The organism is Flavobacteriales bacterium (assembly GCA_016712535.1).
In the GTDB taxonomy this organism is placed as follows: Bacteria; Bacteroidota; Bacteroidia; order Flavobacteriales_F; family PHOS-HE28; genus PHOS-HE28.
Genome location: JADJQW010000002.1, coordinates 166,097 through 189,513 on the forward strand (window position 1 = coordinate 166,097; position 23,417 = coordinate 189,513).

The 23,417-nt window shown below is 62.3% G+C and carries 18 protein-coding genes; 14 read left to right on the forward strand and 4 right to left on the reverse strand.

Translation table 11 applies throughout. The features are described from left to right. Positions 1-18: 18 nt before the first annotated feature. From IPK70_00660 to IPK70_00690, 7 genes are all read left to right on the forward strand, one after another. Positions 19-534, forward strand: coding sequence for a DUF177 domain-containing protein (locus IPK70_00660; GenBank protein MBK8225668.1), 516 nt, complete (start codon positions 19-21; stop codon positions 532-534). An 18-nt stretch (positions 535-552) separates the two neighbouring features. After that, entirely contained in the window at positions 553-744 is a 192-nt protein-coding gene (gene rpmF, locus IPK70_00665) for a 50S ribosomal protein L32 (GenBank protein MBK8225669.1), read from the forward strand. A gap of 27 nt (positions 745-771) precedes the next feature. Next, positions 772-1,710: a phosphate acyltransferase gene (locus IPK70_00670; GenBank protein ID MBK8225670.1), complete on the forward strand. Its 939-nt coding sequence runs from the start codon at positions 772-774 to the stop codon at positions 1,708-1,710. A 2-nt stretch (positions 1,711-1,712) separates the two neighbouring features. Continuing rightward, positions 1,713-2,705 carry a ketoacyl-ACP synthase III gene (locus tag IPK70_00675; protein MBK8225671.1) on the forward strand — a complete coding sequence of 331 codons (993 nt, stop codon included), beginning with the start codon at positions 1,713-1,715 and terminating at the stop codon, positions 2,703-2,705. A 61-nt stretch (positions 2,706-2,766) separates the two neighbouring features. Next, positions 2,767-3,255 (forward strand): acetyl-CoA carboxylase biotin carboxyl carrier protein, encoded by a 489-nt coding sequence (gene accB, locus IPK70_00680; GenBank protein MBK8225672.1) that lies wholly within the window; start codon positions 2,767-2,769, stop codon positions 3,253-3,255. A gap of 141 nt (positions 3,256-3,396) precedes the next feature. Further along, positions 3,397-4,740: an acetyl-CoA carboxylase biotin carboxylase subunit gene (gene accC / locus IPK70_00685; protein MBK8225673.1), complete on the forward strand. Its 1,344-nt coding sequence runs from the start codon at positions 3,397-3,399 to the stop codon at positions 4,738-4,740. Positions 4,741-4,788: 48 nt separating this feature from the next. Beyond that, positions 4,789-6,567 carry a hypothetical protein gene (locus tag IPK70_00690; protein ID MBK8225674.1) on the forward strand — a complete coding sequence of 593 codons (1,779 nt, stop codon included), beginning with the start codon at positions 4,789-4,791 and terminating at the stop codon, positions 6,565-6,567. On the opposite strand, the gene IPK70_00695 is transcribed toward IPK70_00690, so the two are convergent. Further along, positions 6,568-8,019, reverse strand: coding sequence for a hypothetical protein (locus IPK70_00695; protein ID MBK8225675.1), 1,452 nt, complete (start codon positions 8,017-8,019; stop codon positions 6,568-6,570). Between the two features lie 32 nt (positions 8,020-8,051). Here IPK70_00695 and IPK70_00700 point away from each other — a divergent pair, with 32 nt between their 5' ends. Continuing rightward, positions 8,052-9,440: a glycosyltransferase family 39 protein gene (locus IPK70_00700; GenBank protein ID MBK8225676.1), complete on the forward strand. Its 1,389-nt coding sequence runs from the start codon at positions 8,052-8,054 to the stop codon at positions 9,438-9,440. Here IPK70_00700 and IPK70_00705 read toward each other — a convergent pair. Both IPK70_00705 and IPK70_00710 read right to left on the reverse strand, forming a co-directional pair. Next, entirely contained in the window at positions 9,424-11,364 is a 1,941-nt protein-coding gene (locus tag IPK70_00705) for a 1-deoxy-D-xylulose-5-phosphate synthase (GenBank protein MBK8225677.1), read from the reverse strand. The two genes, IPK70_00700 and IPK70_00705, sit on opposite strands and share 17 nt — an antisense overlap. Positions 11,365-11,541: 177 nt before the next feature. Next, positions 11,542-12,834 (reverse strand): acetyl-CoA hydrolase/transferase family protein, encoded by a 1,293-nt coding sequence (locus IPK70_00710; protein ID MBK8225678.1) that lies wholly within the window; start codon positions 12,832-12,834, stop codon positions 11,542-11,544. Positions 12,835-13,027: 193 nt separating this feature from the next. On the opposite strand from IPK70_00710, the gene IPK70_00715 reads away from it, so the two are divergent. Together IPK70_00715 and IPK70_00720 are read left to right on the forward strand one after the other, a co-directional pair. Then, positions 13,028-13,903, forward strand: a complete 876-nt coding sequence (locus tag IPK70_00715) for a pirin family protein (protein MBK8225679.1) — start codon at positions 13,028-13,030, stop codon at positions 13,901-13,903. A gap of 53 nt (positions 13,904-13,956) precedes the next feature. Then, positions 13,957-14,544, forward strand: coding sequence for a nitroreductase family protein (locus IPK70_00720; GenBank protein MBK8225680.1), 588 nt, complete (start codon positions 13,957-13,959; stop codon positions 14,542-14,544). Between the two features lie 65 nt (positions 14,545-14,609). On the opposite strand, the gene IPK70_00725 is transcribed toward IPK70_00720, so the two are convergent. Continuing rightward, entirely contained in the window at positions 14,610-15,563 is a 954-nt protein-coding gene (locus tag IPK70_00725; protein ID MBK8225681.1) for a T9SS type A sorting domain-containing protein, read from the reverse strand. Positions 15,564-15,670: 107 nt separating this feature from the next. On the opposite strand from IPK70_00725, the gene IPK70_00730 reads away from it, so the two are divergent. Genes IPK70_00730 through IPK70_00745 form a run of 4 tightly spaced genes read left to right on the forward strand, consistent with a single transcriptional unit; the run spans position 15,671 to position 23,363 of the window. Continuing rightward, on the forward strand, positions 15,671-16,927 hold the full coding sequence (locus IPK70_00730; GenBank protein ID MBK8225682.1) for a DUF2029 domain-containing protein: 1,257 nt from the start codon (positions 15,671-15,673) through the stop codon (positions 16,925-16,927). A gap of 12 nt (positions 16,928-16,939) precedes the next feature. Further along, entirely contained in the window at positions 16,940-18,604 is a 1,665-nt protein-coding gene (locus IPK70_00735) for a hypothetical protein (protein MBK8225683.1), read from the forward strand. A 60-nt stretch (positions 18,605-18,664) separates the two neighbouring features. Further along, positions 18,665-19,930 carry an NAD(P)/FAD-dependent oxidoreductase gene (locus tag IPK70_00740; protein MBK8225684.1) on the forward strand — a complete coding sequence of 422 codons (1,266 nt, stop codon included), beginning with the start codon at positions 18,665-18,667 and terminating at the stop codon, positions 19,928-19,930. A 49-nt stretch (positions 19,931-19,979) separates the two neighbouring features. After that, positions 19,980-23,363 carry an isoleucine--tRNA ligase gene (locus tag IPK70_00745; GenBank protein MBK8225685.1) on the forward strand — a complete coding sequence of 1,128 codons (3,384 nt, stop codon included), beginning with the start codon at positions 19,980-19,982 and terminating at the stop codon, positions 23,361-23,363. Positions 23,364-23,417: the final 54 nt, after the last annotated feature.

The window sequence follows — 23,417 nt, forward strand, 5'->3', positions numbered from 1 at the left end:
ACCTGTTTTCAACAGCCTGTGGAAGCCCTCGCGGATCATACCATCGCCTTCACCGGATTGAAGGATGGTCAGCACCAGTTCGATTGGTTGCTGGGCCAGGACTTCTTCGATGCCGCGCATGAGGAAGAATTCCATGGTGGGCGGGTGCAGGTGGACCTCACATTGGACAAGAGTGCGGTGCTCCTTGTGGCCAACCTCCATGTGTCGGGCACGGTGAACACCACATGCGATCACTGCGCCGCAGCGCTCGACCTTCCCGTGGAAGGGAAGCAGCGGCAGATCTTCCAGCTCCATGGCGATCCCGACCAGGACGACGAAGAACTGGTGGTACTCGATCCGAAGGCGCACAGCATCAACCTCACTCACTACATCTACGAATGCCTGCGGCTGGCCTTGCCGGCCCGGCATGTGCACGCGCCCGGTCAATGCGATCCCGAAGTGGAAGCGGCCTTGGGCAAATTGCGCGTGGAGCACGAACCCGTTCCGGACCCGCGCTGGGACGCCCTCAACCAACTCAAGCAACAGCGGCCCTAGGCCACAACTCCCGTCGTCATGCCAAATCCGAAACGCCGATTCAGTAAGACCCGCACCGCAAGCCGCCGCAGCACCTACAAGGCGGCCGCCCCCACCCTCAGCGTGGACAGCGAGACGGGCGCCACCCACCTGCGCCATCGCGCGCACAAGGAGGGCGACAAGCTCTTCTACCGCGGCCGCGTGGTGGTGGACAAGAGCGCCAGTGAATAATCCGGTGAACACCGCTCCAGCCTCCGCATGAGGATCGGCGTGGACATCATGGGAAGCGACCACGGTCCGGTCGTTCCCATTCGTGCTGCCGTGATGGCGGCCAAGGAGCTCCCTGCCGATGCGCGACTGGTACTCATCGGCAATGCGGAGGCCATCTTGCAAGGCCTTCGGACCGAAGGAGCGGATCCGGCGGCCTTCGACATTGTGGGCAGCCAGGACGATATCACCTTCAGCGACAACGCCACCAAAGCGCTGCAAGCCAAACCCAAGAGCAGCATCAGCATCGGCTTCCACCTGCTGAAAGAAGGGAAGATCGACGCATTCGCCAGCACGGGCAACACCGGTGCGATGCTGGTGGGCAGCATCTTCAGCGTGAAGCCGATTCCGGGCGTGATCCGGCCGTGCATCCCCAGCGTGGTGCCCAAGGAGAACGGCCGCTACGGCATCCTCGTGGATGTTGGCGCGAACGCTGATTGCAAGCCTGATGTGCTCGCGCAATTCGGATTGCTCGGCTCCATGCTCGCCCAGCACGTGTACCATATCTCGGACCCGAAAGTGGGCCTGCTCAACATTGGGGAGGAGGAGAAGAAGGGCGACTTATTGCGACAGGCAACCTTCGAGCTGATGCGCGAACAGAAGCAGTACAATTTCATCGGCAACGTGGAAGGGCGCGACCTCTTCAACGGCAAGGCCGATGTGTACGTGACCGATGGCTTCACGGGCAATGTGGTGCTCAAGGCCGTTGAGGCCTTCCACGACCTGCTGGAGCAGCGCGGCGTGCATGAGCCCTTCTTTGACCGTTTCAACTACGAGAACTATGGCGGGCTTCCGGTGCTGGGCGTGAATGGCAACGTGATCATCGGCCACGGCATCAGCAACGAGCTCACCGTCAAGAACATGATTCTCTTCACGCGCGAAGTGGTGGAGAGCAAGCTCAACGACCGCATCCGCGAAGCGCTCTCATGAACATGAAGGTCACCGCTGCGATCACAGCTGTGCATGGCTATCTGCCGGAGTACCGGCTTACGAACCAGGTGCTGGAGACCATGGTGGACACCAACGATGCGTGGATCACCGAGCGCACCGGCATCAAGGAGCGCCGCATCCTCACCGGCAAGGAGCAGGGACTGAGCGTGATGGCCATCGAAGCGGTGAAAGGGCTGCTGAGGAAGCGCGGCATCGGACCGGAGGAGATCGACCTGATGATCGTGGCCACGGTGACGCCTGACCGCGTGTTCCCCGCCACGGCCAACATCGTTTGCGATGCCATCGGCGCCAAGAACGCCTGGGGCTTCGACCTCATGGCGGCCTGCAGCGGATTCCTCTACGCCCTCACCACCGGCGCGCAGTTCGTGGAGAGCGGCAAGCACAAGAAGGTGGTGGTGGTCGGCGGCGACAAGATGAGCTCCATCATCGACTACGAGGACCGCGCAACCTGCATCATCTTCGGCGATGGCTGCGGCGCCGTGCTGCTGGAGCCCAATGAAGAAGGCCTCGGCATCCGCGATAGCATCCTGCGCAGCGACGGCAGCGGCTGCCAATACCTGCATCAGAAGGCCGGAGGCAGTTGGCACCAGACCAGCGAGCGCACCATTGAGCGCAAGGAGCACTACGTTTACCAGGAAGGCAAGGCCGTGTTCAAGTTCGCCGTGACCAACATGGCTGATGTGAGCGCGGAGATCATGGAGAAGAACGGCCTGAAAGCCGACGACGTGGCGTGGCTGGTGCCGCACCAAGCCAACAAGCGCATCATCGATGCCACCGCGAACCGCATGGGCCTCGACGATAGCAAGGTGATGGTGAACATCGAGAAATACGGCAACACCACCAGCGGCACCCTGCCCCTCTGCCTCTGGGAATGGGAGCCGCGATTGAAGAAGGGCGACAACATCATCCTCAGCGCCTTCGGCGGCGGATTCACCTGGGGCGCAATCTGGCTCAAGTGGGCCTACGGCGGATAGCAGGAACCTCTACATTGGCGATCCTTCCGTTGAAGGCAGCCATTACCAAATGAGCGAACCGATGAACCTTACCCAGATCCAGGACCTGATCAAGTTCGTTGCCAAGAGCGGCGTGAGCGAGGTGGAGATTGAGCAGAAGGACTTCAAGATCACCATAAAGACCCCGGCCGGCAAGAAGGAAGTGCAGGTGATCGCCGCACCCGCCCCTGCTTACGCGCCCCCCGCGCCAATGCCCGCGGCCTCTGCGCCTGCCGCGGCTGCTCCGGCGCCTGCAGCCGCTCTGGCGCCAGCAGCTGGTGCCGACAGCAAGTACGTCACCATCAAGGCGCCCATGATCGGCACCTTCTACCGCAGCTCCGGACCGGGCAAGCCCGTGTTCGTGAACGTGGGCGACGAGGTGAAGCCCGGCAAGACCATCTGCATCATCGAGGCCATGAAGCTCTTCAACGAGATCGAGAGCGACGTGGCGGGCAAGATCGTGAAGGTGCTGGTGGATGATGCCAAGCCCGTGGAGTACGATCAGCCCTTGTTCCTGGTCGACCCGTCCTAATTACTTGGCCGCAGAGGCGCAGAGACGCAGAGTTGGACACGATGCCGATCCCATGACCTCCAACCCCAAGTCCCAATTGTTGACCTTTCTCCACCACGCATTCTCCGCGCCTCTGCGCCTCTGCGGCAAACCCACCCGCTGATGTTCAAGAAGATCCTCATAGCCAACCGCGGCGAGATCGCCCTTCGCGTGATCCGCACCTGCCGAGAGATGGGCATCAAGACGGTGGCCGTTTACAGCACCGCCGATCGTGAGAGCCTGCATGTGCGCTTTGCCGATGAGGCCGTGTGCATAGGCCCGCCGGTGAGCAAGGAGAGTTACCTGAACATGCCGCGGATCATCGCCGCGGCGGAGATCACCAATGCGGACGCCATCCACCCCGGGTACGGCTTCCTGAGCGAGAACGCCAAGTTCAGCAAGCTCTGCCAGCAGCATAACATCAAGTTCATCGGCGCCACGCCCGAGCAGATCGAGGCCATGGGCGACAAGGCCACGGCCAAGGCCACCATGATCGCAGCCGGCGTGCCTGTGGTTCCGGGAACGGAAGGCTTGGTAACGGACATCGCCATCGCGAAGAAGGAAGCGAAGAAGATCGGCTATCCGGTGATCCTGAAGGCAACTGCCGGCGGCGGCGGCAAGGGCATGCGCCTGGTATGGAAAGAGGAGGAGTTCCAGGAAGCCTTCGAGAAAGCGAGCCAGGAAGCGGGTGCGGCCTTCGGCAACCCGGGCATGTACATGGAGAAGTACATCCTTGAGCCCCGTCACATCGAGATCCAGATCGCCGGCGACCAGTACGGCACCTTCTGCCACATGAGCGAGCGTGATTGCAGCATCCAGCGCCGCCACCAGAAGCTCGTGGAGGAGACGCCATCCCCCTTCATGACCAAGGAGCTGCGCAAGAAGATGGGCGCCGCCGCCATCAAGGCCGCCGCCAGCGTGAATTACGAGGGCGTGGGCACGGTGGAGTTCCTCGTGGACAAGGACCGCAACTTCTACTTCATGGAGATGAACACGCGGATCCAGGTTGAGCATACCATCACCGAAGAGGTGATCGACTACGACCTGATCCGGGAGCAGATCAAGATCGCCGCCGGCATCCCTATCAGCGGCCTCAACTACGAGCCCACCCGCCACAGCATCCAGTGCCGCATCAACGCGGAGGACCCCTTCAACAATTTCCGCCCAACGCCCGGCAAGATCACCAGCTACCACAGTCCCGGTGGCCACGGGGTGCGCGTGGATACGCACGTCTATGCCGGCTACACCATCCCGCCCAACTACGACAGCATGATCGGCAAGCTGATCGTGAGCGCGCAGACGCGTGAAGAGGCACTGACCAAGATGGAGCGCGCGCTGAGCGAATACGTGATCGAGGGCGTGAGCACCACCATCCCCTTCCACCTGCAACTGATGCAGAACGAGAAGTTCCGGAAGGGTGAGTTCACGACGAAGTTCCTGGAGGACTTCGAGATCAAGAAGCCGTAAGGCCGGTCCGGATACCTTGGCGCTCCCGACCCGAGCGGGACGAAGAGCATGCAGCGCCGTCGCTCGTTATTCACCGTTCTGGCGCTCTGCGCGCTGCTCTTCGCCCTGCGCTGGGTGCAGCCACCCACGCAAACGATCACGTGGGATGTCTTCGGCTACTACCTCTACCTGCCTGCGATCGTCATACACGATGACCCAGCGCTGAAGAATCACGCTTGGCTCGACGAGGTGATGGCCACCTACGACCCGAGCACCACGCTCTACCAGTTGGTCGATGGCCCCGACGACGCCCGCGTGATCAAATACAGCTCGGGCATGGCGCTCGCGTGCGCCCCTTGGTTCCTCATCGCGCATGTGTTGGCTGAGCCGCTTGGCTTCCCGGCCGATGGCTTCTCCGCGCCCTACTCGGTGGCCGTCACCATCGGCGTACTGCTCTGGGTGATGCTCGGGCTCTTCCTCTTCCGCCGCGCGCTCTTGCACTTCTTCAGCGACGGTTGGACGGAGGTGCTGCTCGTGCTCGTGGTGCTCGGCACCAACTTCCTGCATCTCGCAGCGCTCGATGGCACCCTGCTCACCCATCCCTTCCTGTTCACGTTGTACGCCGGCCTCATGCTGTCGACCATCCATTGGCACAAGAAGCCCTCGTGGCAGGCGGCCATCGCCATCGGCGCTACTGCGGGCTGGATCACCCTCGTGCGACCGAACGAGGGCGTGTGCGTGCTGCTGCCACTGCTCTGGGCCAACAGCGATGGCCTGACAGCCAAATGGGGTTCGGTGCGCGCGCATCTGCTTCACGTCGTGCTCGCCTCGATTGCATTCGTGGTCATGGCCTCGCCCCAACTGCTCTATTGGAAGAGCGTTACCGGTCAATGGCTCTTCTATTCGTACATCAATCCAGGAGAAGGCTTCGATTTCACCACGCCCTACACCTGGGATTACCTTTTCAGCTTCCGCAAGGGTTGGTTCGTGTACACCCCCATGGCGGCGCTCATGGTGGGCGGATTGTTCCTGCTGTGGCAACGCGCGCGGAATCTGTTCTGGCCCATTGCGGCCTTCTTTGCCTTCAACCTCTACATCACCAGCAGCTGGACCTGCTGGTGGTACGCGGGCGGCAGCTTCAGTGCGCGGAGCATGATGCCCTCTTATGCCTTGCTCGCGTTGCCTTTGGGCTTCATGCTGTTCACGCTCTCTTCAAGCGCCTGGCGGAAACCGGCGATCGCACTTCTCGGTTTCATCGTAGCGCTTAACCTCTTCCAGACCTGGCAATGGAGCGCCAACATCATCTCGAAGGACCGCATGACTGCCGCCTATTACGCGGCGATCTTCGGCAGGACGAGCATCCCGTCGAATGCCGATGAGCTCTTACTCGTGCAGCGCTCCATCACTGGCGACGAGAGGCTCGAGGATGAATCGCGCTACAAGCGCCACCTGCTGTACCGCAACACCTTCGATGAGCAGCCGGACAGCGTCTTCGCCTTGAGCAGCGAGCAGCCCTTCTCCTCCGGCCCCGACGTGCGCTACCGCGAGCTGACGAGCAAGGACCATGCGTGGCTGCGCATCAGCGCTCGGCTCTGGGTCAACGACAGCGCGACCACCGCACCGCTGATCGTGTGCGCTTTCCATCACGATGGCCCGAGCTACAAATACGTGACCCGATCATGGAACATGGGCTCGGTGCAACGCAATGCCTGGAACACCTTGAGCTTCGATTACCTCACGCCCGAGGTGCGCTCAGATGAAGACAACCTCAAAGTGTACTTCTGGAACCAGGCCGGCGGCAACCATCGGGTGGATGACCTGCAGGTGGAGGTGTTTGAGCCGCAGTAGTCACGGCTCCGCTTCGACCCATTCCAGGCTCCTGAACAGACCGGTCTTCTTAATGATCACGCCTCGCCTCAAGCCCTTCTCGTTCAGCATGGCCCTCGCATGCGCACGGTCGCGCACATGAAATAGCGTGTGCCTTGCAGGCCATTGCATCTGCGGTTCTCCAGCGAAACCGAGGGTGAAGACCATTTCATCCGGTCCGGTCATCCGTGCCGCCATGGCCCCGACCTCATAGTCCTGGTATGCGGGCACGGACAAACCTGAACCGAGCGCGTTGGTCCTGTAGAAATACAGCGCACCGCCGACGCAGGTCAGGGCCAAGGCGGCCCAAGACCAACGGGCCCTGATCGCAGCGATGCCGAGTCCGGCTAGTCCGCTCAACAGCAGCCCCGCCTTCAGCGTCGTGAAGTCGTGGCGAGTGTACTCGAGCAGGAACGCATGTTCTAGAAGCGACGGTAGGGCCGTGAGCAGCACGAAGAGCGTCAGGCCGTGAGTCGAGGATCGAATGGTCCGCATCCACCAGGCGAAGATTATCAAGGGCAGCGCTAGCGGAAGCCAATTGATGCGGTAGTTAAGCGCGATCGCTGAGAGGATGTCCTTGGCACCGTGGATGCCGGTGCTGCCGCGTTCGGAATAGCGACCGGTGAGATACGCCAGGAGCGAATCAGCATCCACGATTTGCAGCCAACGTGCAATGGTGTAGACCAGCCCTATGCCCACCGCAACGATCGCGATCAGGTAGAGACGCACGAATTTTGGATCGCGCGTCTGCAGGAAGCGCCAATGAGCGATGCTGCACAGGGCCACTCCCGCCCACACGCCCGGCCAGCTGATGGCGGTGGTGAGCAGAAGAGTGACCCCGCACCATGCTGCCATCCGCCACGAAGGGCCTTGATCGTTTTTCAGCGCGCGAAAGGCCAACAGTACGTGCCACACCCAAGCGTTCTGAACGAACATGTCGCTCATGTAAGCATTGCCATGGAACCACAGCGGCGCGGGCATGAAGAGGTAGAGCAGGGCGGCGAAGAGCGACGCTGGCCCATCGCTCCGCAGCTCGCGAACGATCAAGTAGAGGCCAATGGCCGTGAAAAGGTGGAAGAGCAGGTTGAAGAGCTGCAGGCCTAGCGCGTTCGGTGCCGAGCCCGCGAGCGAGAAGAGCAGATGCGGCAGGTCGAAGGCGAGCGGCGGGTGCGAGAGGTAGTAGAGCACACCGTCTCGCAAGGCAGGCGCATCGGTGTATCCGGGCGGAATCCGATCCGCAGCGCCGGTGAATGTGATGGCCGGCGCCCCGTGGTGCGCGGTGAAGCCGTCGCGATGCCAGTTGTCCAGTGCGATGAGCACCAACGCGGTGCATAGTTCGTGATGGCCGCTGAGCGGACGATTGAGCAGGGGCCAGCGAACGAACAGGCTCACGCCGAAGGCAACGAACAGGATCAGCAGATGACGGCGCGGCATCGCTACGAACATAGCGCGGCTACATTGGTCGCATGGAGCGCACGGGCAAGAGCATCCCTGTTGGCTGGTGGTTGCCGCTGCTGGTCCTGGTCGCCGTGGGCCTTCACTGGCGTGCGCTGCCTTTTTCTTTCTTCAGCGACGATTTCTCCGTGATTCACAAGCTCGGCACGCGAGACGACCTCAGCCCCGGCAGCTTCTTCCGCCCACTGCCCGATTGGACGCTCTGGTTGCAATACCGGGTTCACGGCCCCAAGGCATGGGCTTTCCGGTTGGTGAACGTGCTGCTGCTGGGGCTGAACGGATGGCTCGTGACCCTGCTCGCTCGGAAGCTGATGTGCGCGGAGGCTACCCTGCTTGCCGGGATGCTCTTCGTGCTTTACCCTTTCCACCTGGAGCCCCAGGTTTGGATCATCGGCCGCAGTACGGCCATGTCCACGCTGTTCATCCTGCTCGCCCTGCATGCGGCCGCAGGCGAGTTGAACCCATGGCGCAAGTCTATCGGAGTCTTCATGCTCGGTTCCCTGGGCGCTCTTTGCTATGAGAGCGCGCTGCTGCTCCCTCTGCTGCTTGCTGCCTGGCTCATCATGCTCCGCCCTGCAGATATGCGCGGATGGGGTGCGGCTGCTGCGGCATCGGCCATCGCGGTGGCGCTTCATCTGCTTGTGCGCGCGTTGGCGATCAATCGGGTTGCGAACGACTACGGGTCGGGCTTCTTCAACAAGCCGATGAGCGATTACCTGGGCATGGTCGCGAAGGTGATCGGCCGCTCATTACTGCCGCCGAATGAGGACCCTGCCGTACAGACGGTGTGCTTCGCCATGCTCTTCGTCGTGCTCGCCGTTGTTGCAATCGGTTTCTGGCGCGCAAGCAGAGCCGAGCCGCAGGCGCGACGAATTGCGCTCCTGCTCGTCTCGCTCTTCGGAACAGCCTCCATCATCGCCATCGTGGGCGGCGTGAGCACGCGCACCAGCGAGAGCGACCGTTTCCTCTACCTGCCCTCGGCCTTCCTATGCATGCTGATCGCGCTGTTGATGGCGCGACTCCGGCACACCGTGCTCCGCCGCAGCGTCATCGTGCTCCTCTCGTCGGCGAGCTTGTTCATGCTGAAGAGCGGACAGGAGAATTGGCGCATCGCGTCGTGGACCATCGAGCGCCTCATCGCCGAAACACCGGAGCCGCCTCCGGACGGACGACTGCTTGTATGGAACCTGCCGAGTGATCATAACGGCGCCTTCATCTTCCGCCATGGCTTCCGAGAGGCACTGGTGCTCGCAGGCCGGGATGCCTCGCGAGTTCGCATCACACCGGAAGGACCGGACGCCATTGGGGAATACCTGCTCACCGAAACGGGCGACACGCTCCATCGGAGCGGGAACGACCGTTGGTTCGATGCAGGAGTAGGGCTCAGGCGGTCGCCTTGATGGTCTTCGTGGCTCGCCTCTCCCCCAGCATCTCCTTCACCGCCTCCACAACCGCCACGTCATCGATCCCGCATTCCCGGTAAAGCTCCGGCTGCGTGCCGTGCTCGATGAACTTGTCGGGGATGGCCAGGCGCTTCACGTGGGCAGCGTAACCATGGTCGCCCATGAACTCCAGCACCGCGCTGCCCATGCCGCCGTGCAATGCGTGGTCCTCCACGGTGATCAACTGCTTGAACTTGCCGAAGACCTCGTGCAGCAGCAGCTCGTCGATCGGCTTCACGAAGCGCATGTCGTAGTGCGCCACGCTGTAGCCCTCGGCCTCCAAGCGGTCGATGGCCTTGGCTGCGTGATTCCCTATGTGGCCGATGGAGAGCACGGCGATGTCGGTACCTGAACGGAGCTTGCGGCCGGTGCCCACCTTAATCGCCTTGAAGGGCGTCTTCCACTCGGTCATCACGCCCTCGCCGCGCGGGTAGCGGATGCTGAAGGGGCCTTGGTCCGGCAGCTGGGCCGTGTACATCAGGTCGCGCAATTCTTCTTCATTCATCGGTGCGCTTACCACCATGTTGGGGATGCAGCGGAAGTAGGCGAAGTCGAAGTTGCCGTGGTGAGTGGGGCCGTCGGCACCGGCCAGTCCGCCGCGATCCAGGCAGAACACGACGTTCAGGTTCTGCAGGGCCACATCATGCACCACCTGATCATAGGCACGCTGCATGAAGGAGCTGTAGATGTTGCAGAAGGGCACCATGCCCTGCGTGGCCATGCCGGCGCTGAAGGTCACCGCGTGCTGCTCGGCAATGCCAACGTCGAAGGCGCGGTCGGGCATGGCCTTCATCATGATATTCAGCGAGCAGCCCGAGGGCATGGCGGGCGTCACTCCAACGATCTTCGGGTTCTTCTCAGCGAGCTCCACGATGCTGTGGCCGAACACGTCCTGGTACTTGGGCGGTTGCGGGCTCTTGGGCACCACCTTGATGATCTCGCCGGTCTCCTTGTTGAAGAGGCCCGGCGCATGCCACACCGTGGGACTGCCAGCCTCGGCCGGCGCATAACCCTTGCCCTTCTTGGTGATCGTGTGCAGGATCTTCGGGCCGGGTATGTCGCGCAAGTCGCGCAGAACCTTCACCAAGTGGTCCACATCGTGACCATCAACCGGACCGAAGTAGCGGAACTGCAAGCTCTCGAACAGATTGCTCTGCTTCAGCAATGCGCTCTTCACGGCGCCTTCCACCTTCTGCACGATGGCTTGCGCATTCGGACCGAACTTGCTCAGCTTGCCCAGCGCCTTCCACACTTCGTCCTTCACCTTGTTGTAGGTGTGGCTGGTGGTGATGTCGGTGAGGTACTCTTTCAGTGCACCGACGTTCGGGTCGATGCTCATGCAGTTGTCGTTCAGCACCACCAGCATGTCGGTGCCCGCCCCGCCCGCGTGGTTCAGCGCCTCGAAGGCCTGTCCCGCGGTCATGGCGCCATCGCCGATCACGGCCACCATCTGGCGGTCCTGCTCGCCCTTCAGCTTGCTGGCCACTGCCATGCCCAACGCCCCGCCGACACTCGTCGAGCTATGTCCCACGCCAAAGGTGTCGTACTCGCTCTCGCTGCGTTTTGGGAAACCGCTGAGGCCCTTGTAGATGCGGTTGGTGTGGAACACCTCGCGCCGGCCAGTGAGGATCTTGTGCCCGTAGGCCTGATGCCCCACATCCCACACCAGCTGGTCATAGGGCGTGTTGAACACATAGTGCAGCGCCACGGTTAGCTCCACCACGCCCAGGCTAGCGCCGAAATGTCCGCCCTTCACGCTCACCACATCGATGATGAAATCGCGCAGCTCGTTGCACACCTGCTGCAGCTGCTCCTCGGGGAGGGCACGCAGATCAGCGGGCAGCGTGATGCGCTCCAGGAGCGGGTACGAAGGGGTGGGCATGGGCGATTGGTCTGGTAACAGCGGGATGAACAAAGGTAACCGGCTGAAGGTTCGGGGGAAGACGCCCCTGAAACGACTGGCTGAAGCTGGAATTGCGACCCGGGCGGGTTCCCGGGCGGCGCCGGATGATGGTTTTGGCGGAGTGTCGAGTGACTGAATCGGCGTCGTCCTTGGGGGTCACCGAATCATCCCGTGCCGCTCGAACCGCTCCTTGTACGCCTTCTCCAGCTCCTCCCGATGCTCCGGCGCAGCGATGCCGATCAAGGCCCGGGCGCGCTGCTGCAGGTTCTTGCCATATAGGTAGGCCATGCCGTGCTCAGTGACCACGTAGTGCACATGGGCCCGGGTGGTGACCACCCCGGCGCCCTGTTTCAGAAAGGGCACAATCTTGCTGGTGCCTTTAGCGGTGGTGCTGCACAAAGCGATGATGGGCTTGCCGCCCTCGCTGAGCGCAGCCCCGCGCATGAAGTCCATCTGTCCGCCCACGCCGCTGAACTGGTAGGTGCCGATGCTGTCCGCGCAAACCTGCCCGGTAAGGTCCACCTCGATGGCGCTGTTGACGGCCACCACCTTCGGGTTCTCGCGGATCACCTTGGTGTCGTTCACGTACTGCGCGTCGAGGAAAGTGAAGAAGGGGTTGTCGTCCACAAGGTCGTAAAGGCGGCGGGTGCCGAAAGCGAAGGCGGTGGCCACCTTGCCGCGGTGCTTCTTCTTGTACTTGTTGGTGACCACGCCGTTGCGCACCAGGTCGATGATGCCGTTGGAGCACATCTCGGTGTGGACGCCGAGGTCCTTGTGGCCACCCAACGCGCCCAGGATGGCATCGGGGATGGCGCCGATGCCGAGTTGCAGGGTGCTGCCATCCTCGACCATGGCGCTCACCAGTTCGGCCACGCGGCGCTCCTTGGGGCCGATCTGCGCGGCGTAGTCCACCTCGGGCAGCGGGTCGCTCACCTCCACCAGCGCGGCGAAGCGGCTGACATGCACGTGGCCATCGCCGAGGGTGCGGGGCATGTTCGGGTTCACCTGCGCGATCACGGCGCGGGCGTTGCGCACGGCGCTGCGAGCCACGTCCACGCTCACGCCCAGTGAGCAGAAGCCGTGGCGGTCGGGCGGCGACACGTGCACCAGCGCCAAATCGAGCGGAAGGATGCCCTTCTCGAAGAGGCGTGGGATCTCGCTGAGGAAGACGGGGATATAGTCGCCGTTGGGCCCATCCACCATGCCCCGCATGTTGGCGCTGACGAACAAGGCGTTCAGGCTGAACGGTCCCTGCACCTCGGGCCGGTCGATGCCCAAATCGCCGAAGGTGCTAATGGCCGTGAGCTCCACATCGTGCAGCTCGGCGTGGCGGTCGAGCAGGGCACGCACCAGCCGCACCGGGGTGGCGGCGCTGCCGTGGATGAAGACGCGGTCGCCGCTTCGTACCAAGCGCACGGCCTCGGCGGCAGACATCCAAGGGAGGGACATGCCGCAAAGGTCGGGGGGCGCAGTGGTCTGCAGGCCGGATGACGGCCCAAGGGGGCATCCACGACGGTTCGCGGTTCCAAGGATGGGGACTCTCGAGGATTTTCATTTATTTTCCATGGAATATTTTTGCAGGACAGATGAACGAAGGCCCCTAGGCCGCTGTTCATCGACAAGGACCCAACACGACATCACCATGGACCGCAAGGATTTCCTCCGCAAGAGCCTATTGGGCACGGGCATGCTCGCGAGCGGCACAGCCGCTGCACAGCTGATCCAGGACGGCATCGAGGAGATCAAACCGCTGGATCCGGTCGGCTTCGACCACCTCCCACCAACACCCCCTGAACGCATGGGCAACATGGTATTGCACCGCGCCAACGAGCGCGGCACGGCCGATCACGGCTGGCTCAAGGCCAACTTCAGCTTCAGCTTCGCCAACTGGTACGACCCCACCCGCATGCATTTTGGCGTGCTTCGCGTGATGAACGACGACATCATCGCTGCGGGCAAAGGCTTCGGCACGCATCCGCACGACAACATGGAGATCATCACGATCCCCTTGAAGGGCGCGCTGCAGCACAAGGATAGCATGGGCAACACCAGCATCATCAACGCCGGCGATGTTCAGGTGATGAGCGCTGGCACGGGCATCCTTCACAGCGAATTCAATCCGCATGACGATCGAGAAGCGAACACGCTTCAGATCTGGCTCTTCCCTCGTGAACGACAGGTGACGCCGCGCTATCAGCAGATGACGCTCGATCCGAAGGACCGGGAGAACAGGTGGCAGCAGGTCCTCAGCCCCAACCCGGATGACGCCGGGGTGTGGATTCACCAGGACGCGTGGTTCAGCATCGGCAAGTTCGATGCGAACAAGAGGACCAACTATGACCTGAAGCGCAAAGGCAACGGCGTGTACGCCTTCGTGATCGAGGGCAGCGCGACCATCAACGGTCAGGCTCTCGGCAAGCGTGACGCGCTGGGCGTATGGGACACCGATGCGCTGATCGTGGAGGCGGGCCCGAACGGAGCGGAGATCCTGCTGCAGGATGTGCCGATGCAGCTGTAGCGGTGTTGGATGCTCCACCGGAAACGATCGCAGCGAACACGATAACATAGTCCATGAACCCGACCTTTGAACTGAAGGAAGCGCGCACCGAGCACGACGTGCATCCGCTCATCAAGCAGCGCTTCAGTCCACGCGCGTTCTCGAGCGAAGCGCTCACCGACCAAGAGCTGCTTGCGCTCTTCGAGGCTGGGAGCTGGGCGCCGAGCAGCATGAATGAGCAGCCATGGCGATTCCGATATGCGCATCGGGGCAGCTCGGGCTTCGAGTCCTTGCGCGCCACATTCTCGGCAGGGAACCAGCCATGGGCACCGAATGCTGCTGCCATCATTGCTGTCAGTGCGAGAACGCATCATGAGCGCAACGGCGCCACCAATGCCACCTGGCAGTTCGATGCCGGTCTTGCCGTGGGCAGTTTGCTGCTGCAAGCCACCAGCATGGGCGTCCATGGCCATATCCTGGGCGGATTCAATCATGACGCCGCGATCGAACTGCTCGGAATCGACAAGGAAAAAGAAGCCATCATCTGCCTGTTGGTGCTTGGCCGATTGGGACCTGCAGAGTCTCTGCCCGAACCCTATCTCACGCGAGAGCGAACGCCGCGCAGCCGCAAGCCGGTGAGCGAGATTGCGTCAAGAATCTGATAATTGCCGTGAAAAGCAAAGCCCGGCGCTATCATCAACGCCGGGCTTCGCCTTGGACAGGCCGTCTAGTGCTTCGTCACTCGGCGCACGATTTCGGTCCCAGCATCTTGAATGCGCACGAAATACAATCCGCTCGGGGCGCCGTTGAGATCGATCTCGGCTCGGGAAACCGCGCCGCGGCGCAATAGTGCGCTCGAAGCCACGACTTGTCGGCCGGTGAGGTCAACAACGCTCAAGGTGGCAGCGCTCGAAAGGCCGGTGGCGTCCACTACGAACGCGCCTTCGGTCGGGTTGGGGAAGGCTGAGGCATCAACGGCGCTCAACTCGGGAACACCCACCCCGGTGACATCGATGAAGCTCACGTCGTCGATGTAGTACTCGCTCTGGTCGCCGCCGGAGTAGGCAAAGAAGTTGACAGCGCCGATCTGGTTGAGGCCCACCCCGCCAGTGCCAACAGCCGTGGTGGTTACCCAAGTAGCCGCCACATTGCCGTTGATGGTCACCGTGCCGGCCATTGCGCCGAGGTCGATGACCATGCCTACCAAGAACCACTCATCCTGAGGATAGGTGGTGGTGGCTCCGGCAATGGCATTCGTGGAGAGTTCGATGGCGCCGCTAGCGCGAAAGAGCACATCGATGGACCAGGCTTGACCGGCCGTGATGCTCTTCTGGATGTTGTAATAGCCGCCCTTGCCCGCAGGAATGTACATCCACCAGCCCAAGAGGTATTGACCGCTGGTGCGGTTGCCGAGCTGGAGGATCACATCCGTTGGCCCTCCGGTTCCGGCGGTGCTGGCGAACGCTGCGCTCATGTTGCCGCCATAGGCTTGAGCATTCGAGCATGGCGTGTCCTCCGTGCCGCCGGGCGCATTGCTCCAGGTGGTCCAAGGAAGTCCAGCAGTCTGCGCAAGTGGATCCCCGGGGTCGAAGGCTTCGAAATCCTGACTGATTATCACTTGCTGGCCATTAACGGTTGCCGCGAGAAGCAGCGCTGGGATGATGTGTACGGTTCGCTTCATGGTGGAGGGGTTCGAGCGGTGAAAATAACCGTCCGGCCCATACGAACCGTTTCGTCCCGATCAGGATGCCGTGCATCTTTGGCTGGGCGAGGGCATCGCCTTATAACATGAGCGAGCGACTTCTCCTTCGCGCCGCGATCGGCGTGCTGATCCTCTTCAGCATGGCCATCGACTTTTCACTCACGCGCAAATACGGCGGCGTGGACCTGCGCGACAAGGTGGTTGGCGCGCGCAGCCTGCTGGCCGGGCGATCGATGTATTTCAATCCGTGGAAGCCGGGGGAGGATGAGCGGTTCGCCGACCCCATGGTGCCACCAGGCGCCACGATGACGCGTTACACAGGAACCCCATTCCAAGCACTGGCCATGGCGCCCCTGGGCATGCTCTCCTTCGGTTCATTGCGCTTGCCATGGCTCTTAGCGCAATACGCGCTGCTCTTACTGGCCGTGATCACGGCTCACCGTGCCCTTGGCAATGGGGATCGGCGCACGGAACTGATCGCCGGCCTTGTGCTCGTTTCCGTGCTCGCATCCACCTCATGGCGATTGCATGTGGAGCGCGGCCAGGTGTACATCGGTTTCGCAGCGCTCATCGCCGCCTTGTTCTGGAGCTTGTCGAAGGAGCGGCACCTGCTTGCTGGCACGCTCGCCGTCGCGCTCATCCTGTTCAAGCCCACGTACGCATTCCTGTTATTGCCGCTCGCCTTGCGCATGAATGCGCGGCTGATCGCTGGCGGGTCGATGGCCCTCATTGCAAGCGCCGGGCTATTCGCCATCATCCCCGATGGCTTCTCGGCATGGGGCGAGTACCTCGAGGCCATGCGCGCCTGGAGCGCCATGCCGGGCGTAGGTGCGCCACCCACTTCAGATCCCGGGGCGTTCACCTATCCTGCCCTGATCGAAGGGCTCAGCAACCTGCGGGATCATCACGCCATGGAATTCGAGAACGGCTCAGTGGCGGCTGTCCTGATTGCTGTGGCTGGCATCGAATTGCCCAGCATTCTTCCTTGGGCCGCATATGCACTGGTACTCGGGGCTGCGGGGGTTGTTCTGCGAAAGCGCTTCCTCAGCTTGCCGCGCGCGCACTTGCTGCTCATCGGGTTCATGGCGTGGTCAGTACTGATGATGTTGCTGCCCACTCCGCGCTTCGATTATCAGGTCGTGCATTGGATCGGTCCGGTTCTGCTCGTGCTTCATGCGTGGTGGGGCCGGCCGTTGCTGGCCAATGCGCTGCTCGCCATCGCCGCTGTGCTTGTGGCGGGTGGCTGGTCGGTGCTCCCGGTGAACATCCTCTTCGCCGAGGCATTGCTGCTGCTTGCCTGCGGATGGATGTTCGCGCGAAGCGAACCTAGCCGTGCGGTGTAAAGCGTCCGGAACATGAGCAAGGCAAGGCTCCAGGGCCGAGACCAAGTGCTTCAGCTGCGACGGAGCATCATGGCCCGTTCGCCCGAAGCGGATGAGCGCCTGGCCGCAGCAATTGAGCGTATGCCGAAGTCAACGGCCGCGCTTCGTGAGCTCCATGATCTGTTGCTCTTCATCGAAGCCTATCCGTTGAGCGCGGAGCAGATCAGGATCGCAAGGCGCGGCAAGGAGCAGATGATCGGTGCGCTGCGCGGTTCCGATGCGCGATTGCGCGCAGCGCTCCGCGATTCAGGCCTGTTTGGCTGCGACACCGTGGGGCTGTATTCCTTGACGCTCGTGCGCTGGCTTCTTTCGCGCTGGCCTGATGATGTCGGGCTCTTCAGCATGGATGCGGCAGCGGAGGAGGTGCGCGAACTCCTTCGGCCAATGCTCGCTGAATCGGAGCGCGAGGCCCTCGACCTGCACGATGGCAGCACCTCAGCATTGGTCGCTATGCTATTCGGCATTGATCCGCGCCGGCAACTGTGCGACCTGGTTGAGCTTATCTGCGCCAAGCCAGCGACGGACGAGCTGCGCGAAGCGATCTTCGCAAGGCTGCAGGTGTACGTGCGCGTGAAGGGCGGCTCCTTCCCCTCCTTGACCGCCTTGCGCGGGCCGAAGCACGCAACCCATCTTCATGCGAAAGGCTTGGAGCGCGGCATTGATCTAGCCTCCGTGCTGGACCAGCCCGTGGATCAGCCCATGCCACTCAGCCTTGGCATGCGGCGCCGGCTCATCGACGATGCACGGGCCATCCTCTGCCTGATGCAGCGGGAGACGGACCCCATCACCTACGCCCAAGAGGTGCAGGCCTTCGACATGGGCCGAGGGCTTGTGATCGCGCTCTTCCACATGGATCCAGCGCATCGCTTGGCACTCGAGAGCTACGTGGGCTTCATGGCCTTCAAGAACGGCGTTCCGCTCGGCTACGGCGGCGCGTGGATCTTCCCCGGCCGGAGCAAGGTGGGCATCAATGTATTCCCGGCCCTGCGCGGCGGCGAGAGCGCCTGGTTCTTCGGGCAGCTCCTGCGCCTTTATCGCCAGCGATTCAAGGTGTCAGTGTTCGAGGCCGAGAACTACCAGCTCGGCCATGGGAATGCCGATGGCTTGAAGAGCGGCGCCTACTGGTTCTACTACCGCTTGGGATTCCGTCCTTGGGATGCCCGCCACGGGCGAGCGGCCGCGCGCGAGTTCGCCCGCATGCAGAAGTCCAAGGGCTACCAACCGGCCTTGCGCACATTGAAGGAGCTCGTGGCGGATGGGCTCGTACTGCACGCCGCTGAGGATCCCGCGCCTATGATCGACACAGCTGCCCTCGTGAGCGCCGCACAGTTGTTGGCTGCGAATACGGTAACGAAGGCCCGCCAGCAGCTCATCTCCGACGCCAAGGGCCTCGCGTGCCTCGCCTTCGGCTTCACGCAGGAGCACTTGAAGAAGCCTGGCGTTGCTCTCGCCTTGGACGCGTGGGCGTTGCCATTGATGGTGCTGGGCGAATACCAGCGCTGGCCCCGACCCGACCTCTTGCGCATGAAGCGGGCTTTGCTCGCCAAGGCCGCGCGCACCGAGGATGCCTATCAGTCGGAGTTGCGCGCATGCCGCTTGCTGTTGGCCGGATGGGCTTCGGTCCTCCGGCAACCGTGACGATCATCACGCCCACCAGTGGATCGCGGCTACACCTTCGGTTTGCCAATCCTTGAAGCAATGGGCAACCATCACGACATCCTCATCATCGGCGGAGGCACCGCTGGCATCATGACGGCCGCGCAACTGCGGCGCAAGGACAAGAAGCTCAACATCGCCATCCTCGATCCCGCCAAGGATCATTGGTACCAACCGGCATGGACACTGGTCGGCGCGGGCACCTTCAGCATGAAGGAGACGCGGCGCGATGAGCGTGACCAGATCCCTGAAGGCGTAACATGGATCCAAGAGGCAGCGGCCAGATTCGAGCCGGAGCAGAGCGCAGTGATCTCCGCTTCCGGCAAGCGGTTCACGTACGGGCATCTGGTCGTCTGCCCTGGCATCAAGCTCGACATGGATGCCTTGCCCGGTCTGCGCGATGCGCTGCAGACCGACAGCGTGTGCAGCAACTACGTCGACCCGGAGAAGACCTTGCGCGTGCTGAAAGCCTTCAAGGGAGGCAATGCCGTTTTCACGCAGCCGGCCACGCCCATCAAATGCGGTGGCGCGCCCCAGAAGGCCGCCTACCTCGCCGATGAGTTCTTCCGCAGGAGCGGGGTGCGCGACAAGACCCGGCTCGTCTTCGCAACGCCCGGCTCGGTCATCTTCGGCGTGGAGCCCTTCCGCTTCGCGCTGGAGGATGTGGTGCGCAAGAAGAACATCATCCTCAAGACCTTCTATAAGCCGGTGCGCATCGACCCGGCGAAGAAGGAGATTCACTTCGCCTGGAGCAAGCCCGGCGACAACCAATGCGTGATCACCGAGGATCACGGGCTGAAAGAGAAGGTCGAGGGAGAGAGCATCATCGTGATGCCCTACGATATGCTGCATCTGGCACCCCCGCAGAGCGCGCCCGATTTCGTGAAGGACTCGCCGCTCGCCTGCGCCGAAGGGCCGAATAAAGGCTGGCTGGATGTGAACATCAACACCTTGCAGCACAAGCGCTACCCCAACATCTTCGGCCTGGGCGATGTCGCTGCGCTGCCCACGGCCAAGACCGGTGCGGCCATCCGCAAGCAGGCGCCCGTCGTGGTGGCCAATATCCTGCAGCGAATCAAGGACGGCGCCCTGGCCAGTGAGCGTTACGAGGGGTACAGCAGCTGTCCGCTCGTGACAGGCTACGGCAAGATGCTCCTGGCCGAATTCAAGTACGATAACGTGCGCGACAGCGACCCGCTGCTCAGCAAGCTCTTCGACACCAGCAAGCCGCTTTGGAGCATGTGGGTGCTGAAGAAATACGGCCTGCCTTGGCTGTATTGGAACAAGATGATGAAGGGAGCGATGTGAGCGCTGATAGAAGCCGCCCGGCTATCTTCGCGGCCCTTTGAAATCCGCGATGGACAAGCGTTTCCCGCAATACGACGAACTCGACCTGCCCAAGGTCGCTGAAGAAGTGCAGAAGCAATGGGAGGCCGAGGACACCTTCGGCCGCAGCCTGGAGCTGCGCAAGAACGCGCCGCCCTTCGTGTTCTACGAGGGTCCGCCCAGCGCCAACGGCCTGCCCGGCATCCACCACGTGATGGCGCGCACCATCAAGGACATCTTCTGCCGCTACCAGACGCAGAAAGGCCACCGCGTGGATCGCAAAGCCGGCTGGGACACCCATGGCCTGCCCATCGAGCTGGGCGTGGAGAAGGAGCTCGGCATCACCAAGGAGGACATCGGGAAGAGCATCAGCATTGAAGAGTACAACGCCGCGTGCAAGAAGGCCGTGATGCGCTACACCGATGTGTGGAACGACCTCACCAAGCGCATCGGCTTCTGGCTCGATCTGGAGAAGCCCTACGTCACCTACCACACCAAGTACATCGAGAGCGTGTGGCACCTGTTGAAGCAGCTGTACGACCAGGACCTGCTGTACAAGGGCTACACCATTCAGCCTTACTCGCCCGCAGCGGGCACGGGCCTTTCAAGCCACGAGCTGAACCAGCCCGGCACCTACAAGCCGGTGAAGGACACCAGCGTGGTGGCGCAGTTCAAGGTGAAGCGCGATGCGAACAGCGAATGGCTGTTCAAAGACGCCTTCGGAGATGTGTTCATCCTCGCATGGACGACCACACCCTGGACCCTGCCCAGCAACTGCGCGCTCACCGTGGGCCCCAAGCTGGACTACGTGCGCGTGAGGACCTTCAACCCCTACACGCATGCGCCGCAGACCGTGGTGCTGGCGAAGGCCCGGTTGAACGCTTACTTCAAAGAGGACAACCAGGACGCTTCGTTCGAGGACTACAAGAAGGATGGCAAGAACATCCCCTGGAGCATCCTCGATGATTTCTACGGTCACCAGTTGGAAGGCGTGCGCTACGAGCAGCTGCTCCCTTACGCGGCACCGGAGGGCGGCGACGCGTTCAAGGTGATCGGCGGCGACTTCGTGACCACGGAGGACGGCACCGGCGTGGTCCATACGGCACCCAGCTTCGGCGCGGACGACCAGCGTGTGGCGCGCCAGCATGGCATCGGGTCGCTCACGCTGGTGGACCTGCGCGGCCGCTTCAAGCATGAAGTGACCGACTTCGCTGGCGAGTACGTGAAGGCAGAGTACCTCAGCGCGGAGGAGCAGGCGGCCGAGGCGAAGAAGCAAGGGCGCGACAAGTACCTCAGCGTGGACGAGCGCATCGCCATCAAGCTGAAGACCGAAGGCCGAGCCTTCAAGGTGGAGAAGTACGAGCACAACTACCCGCACTGCTGGCGCACCGACAAGCCCGTGCTGTACTACCCGCTCGACAGCTGGTTCGTGCGCGTCACCGCGAAGAAGGACCGGTTGATCGCGCTCAACAAGACCATCACCTGGAAACCCGAGAGCACCGGCACCGGCCGCTTCGGCAACTGGCTGGAGAACCTGCAGGACTGGAACCTCTCGCGCAGCCGCTACTGGGGCATTCCACTGCCCATCTGGCGCACGGAGGATGGCAGCGAGGAGCTCTGCATCGGTTCACTCGCACAACTGAAGGAGGAGGTCGCCCGCGCCGTGAAGGCCGGTATGATGGCGGCAGACCCCTACGCCGCCTTCGTGCCAGGCGACATGAGCGATTCCAATTACGACCGCATCGACATCCACCGCCCGTACGTGGACAACATCGTGCTGGTGAGCCCCGGCGGCAAGCCCATGCGTCGCGAGACCGACCTGATCGACGTGTGGTTCGACAGCGGAGCGATGCCCTACGCGCAGTGGCACTACCCCTTCGAGAACGAGGCCACCTTCAAGGAGAAGTTCCCCGCAGCCTTCATCGCCGAAGGCGTGGACCAGACCCGTGGCTGGTTCTACACGCTGCACGCCATCGCCACGCTCACGCAGGACAGCGTGGCCTACCAGACCGTGGTGAGCAATGGCCTGGTGCTCGACAAGGTGGGCCAGAAGATGAGCAAGCGACTAGGCAATGCGGTGGACCCCTTCAAGACGCTGGACCAGTACGGCGCCGATGCCGTGCGCTGGTACATGATCAGCAACGCCTCACCGTGGGACAACCTGAAGTTCGATGCAGAAGGCATCACTGAAGTGCAGCGTAAGTTCTTCCGCGCGCTCTTCAACACCTACAATTTCTTCGCACTGTACGCGAACATCGATGGATTCGACGGGAAGGGCGAGGCGACGTTGACGGAGAGCGACCGCTGGATCCTCTCGCGCCTGAACAGCGTGCTGAAACTAGCGGACGCGAGCTACGCCGACTACGAGCCCACCATCGCCGCACGTGCGATCCAGGACTTCGTGGTGGAGGACCTCAGTAATTGGTACGTGCGCCTCAACCGCCGCCGCTTCTGGAAAGGCGAGATCGGTGCCGATAAGAACGCCGCGTTCAGCACACTGCATCGTTGCCTGGAAGTGATCGCGATGCTCAGCGCACCCATCGCGCCCTTCTTCAGCGACCGTCTTTACCGTGATCTGACTGGTTCGAGTGTCCACCTCAGCGATTGGCCGAAGCACGACGCGTCGCTTATCGACACCGAGCTCGAGCAGCGTACGGCACTCGCGCAGAAGCTCACCTCGCTGGTGCTCAGCATCCGCAAGAAGGAAGGTCACCGTGTGCGGCAGCCCTTGCAGAAGATGCTGGTGCCTGTGACCGATGACGCGATGCGTACGCGCTTGGAGGCCATCCGCGACCTGGTGCTGAGCGAGGTGAACGTGAAGGAGCTCGTCATCCTGGACGCCAGCGAGAGCAAGCTCACCAAGAAGATCAAGCCCATCTTCCCGAAGCTGGGCGCACGGATGGGCAAGCTCATGAAGAGCGTAGCCGCTGCCATCACGGCGTTCGATCAATCGCAGATCGCGGAACTGGAAGCGAATGGCTCCATGAGGCTGACTATCGAGGGACAAGAGGTGGAGGTGCTCCGCGACGATGTGGAGATCACTGCGGAGAATGTCCCGGGCTTGAGCGTGGCCAGCGATGGCGCGCTCACCGTTGCGCTCGACATCACCCTCACCGATGAACTCCTCCAAGAAGGCATCGCGCGCGAGCTGGTGAGCAGGATCCAGGGCTTGCGGAAGGAGAGCGGCTTCGAGGTTACGGATCGCGTGCTGCTGCACATTCATGCCGGAGGCGACGAACGATTGGCGCGAGCTGTCCGCAGCCATGCCGCCTACATACTCGCCGAGACTTTGGCAATAACACCTGAAGACCAAGTGCTTGTGCCCGCATTACCCGCGGAGGGCGCAGGCATCCATGAGGTGGAGATCGACGACCGCCTCCGCTGCGCGCTAAGCCTTGTCCAATCGGCCAATTGAGAGTGGTGCCCGGCTATATTTGCGGATCTTTTAACGAACCCCCGCCGTCATGGC

Bases quoted from the DNA above. Each gene is read 5' to 3' on its own strand.
- IPK70_00700 (MBK8225676.1), top strand. From the start codon at position 8,052: ATGGAGCGCACGGGCAAGAGCATCCCTGTTGGCTGGTGGTTGCCGCTG.
- IPK70_00675 (MBK8225671.1), top strand. From the start codon at position 1,713: ATGAAGGTCACCGCTGCGATCACAGCTGTGCATGGCTATCTGCCGGAG.
- IPK70_00745 (MBK8225685.1), top strand. From the start codon at position 19,980: ATGGACAAGCGTTTCCCGCAATACGACGAACTCGACCTGCCCAAGGTC.
- IPK70_00730 (MBK8225682.1), top strand. From the start codon at position 15,671: ATGAGCGAGCGACTTCTCCTTCGCGCCGCGATCGGCGTGCTGATCCTC.
- rpmF (MBK8225669.1), top strand. From the start codon at position 553: ATGCCAAATCCGAAACGCCGATTCAGTAAGACCCGCACCGCAAGCCGC.
- IPK70_00670 (MBK8225670.1), top strand. From the start codon at position 772: ATGAGGATCGGCGTGGACATCATGGGAAGCGACCACGGTCCGGTCGTT.
- IPK70_00720 (MBK8225680.1), top strand. From the start codon at position 13,957: ATGAACCCGACCTTTGAACTGAAGGAAGCGCGCACCGAGCACGACGTG.
- IPK70_00705 (MBK8225677.1), bottom strand. From the start codon at position 11,364: ATGCCCACCCCTTCGTACCCGCTCCTGGAGCGCATCACGCTGCCCGCT.
- IPK70_00710 (MBK8225678.1), bottom strand. From the start codon at position 12,834: ATGTCCCTCCCTTGGATGTCTGCCGCCGAGGCCGTGCGCTTGGTACGA.
- IPK70_00740 (MBK8225684.1), top strand. From the start codon at position 18,665: ATGGGCAACCATCACGACATCCTCATCATCGGCGGAGGCACCGCTGGC.
- IPK70_00695 (MBK8225675.1), bottom strand. From the start codon at position 8,019: ATGCCGCGCCGTCATCTGCTGATCCTGTTCGTTGCCTTCGGCGTGAGC.
- IPK70_00725 (MBK8225681.1), bottom strand. From the start codon at position 15,563: ATGAAGCGAACCGTACACATCATCCCAGCGCTGCTTCTCGCGGCAACC.
- accB (MBK8225672.1), top strand. From the start codon at position 2,767: ATGAACCTTACCCAGATCCAGGACCTGATCAAGTTCGTTGCCAAGAGC.
- accC (MBK8225673.1), top strand. From the start codon at position 3,397: ATGTTCAAGAAGATCCTCATAGCCAACCGCGGCGAGATCGCCCTTCGC.
- IPK70_00690 (MBK8225674.1), top strand. From the start codon at position 4,789: ATGCAGCGCCGTCGCTCGTTATTCACCGTTCTGGCGCTCTGCGCGCTG.
- IPK70_00715 (MBK8225679.1), top strand. From the start codon at position 13,028: ATGGACCGCAAGGATTTCCTCCGCAAGAGCCTATTGGGCACGGGCATG.
- IPK70_00735 (MBK8225683.1), top strand. From the start codon at position 16,940: ATGAGCAAGGCAAGGCTCCAGGGCCGAGACCAAGTGCTTCAGCTGCGA.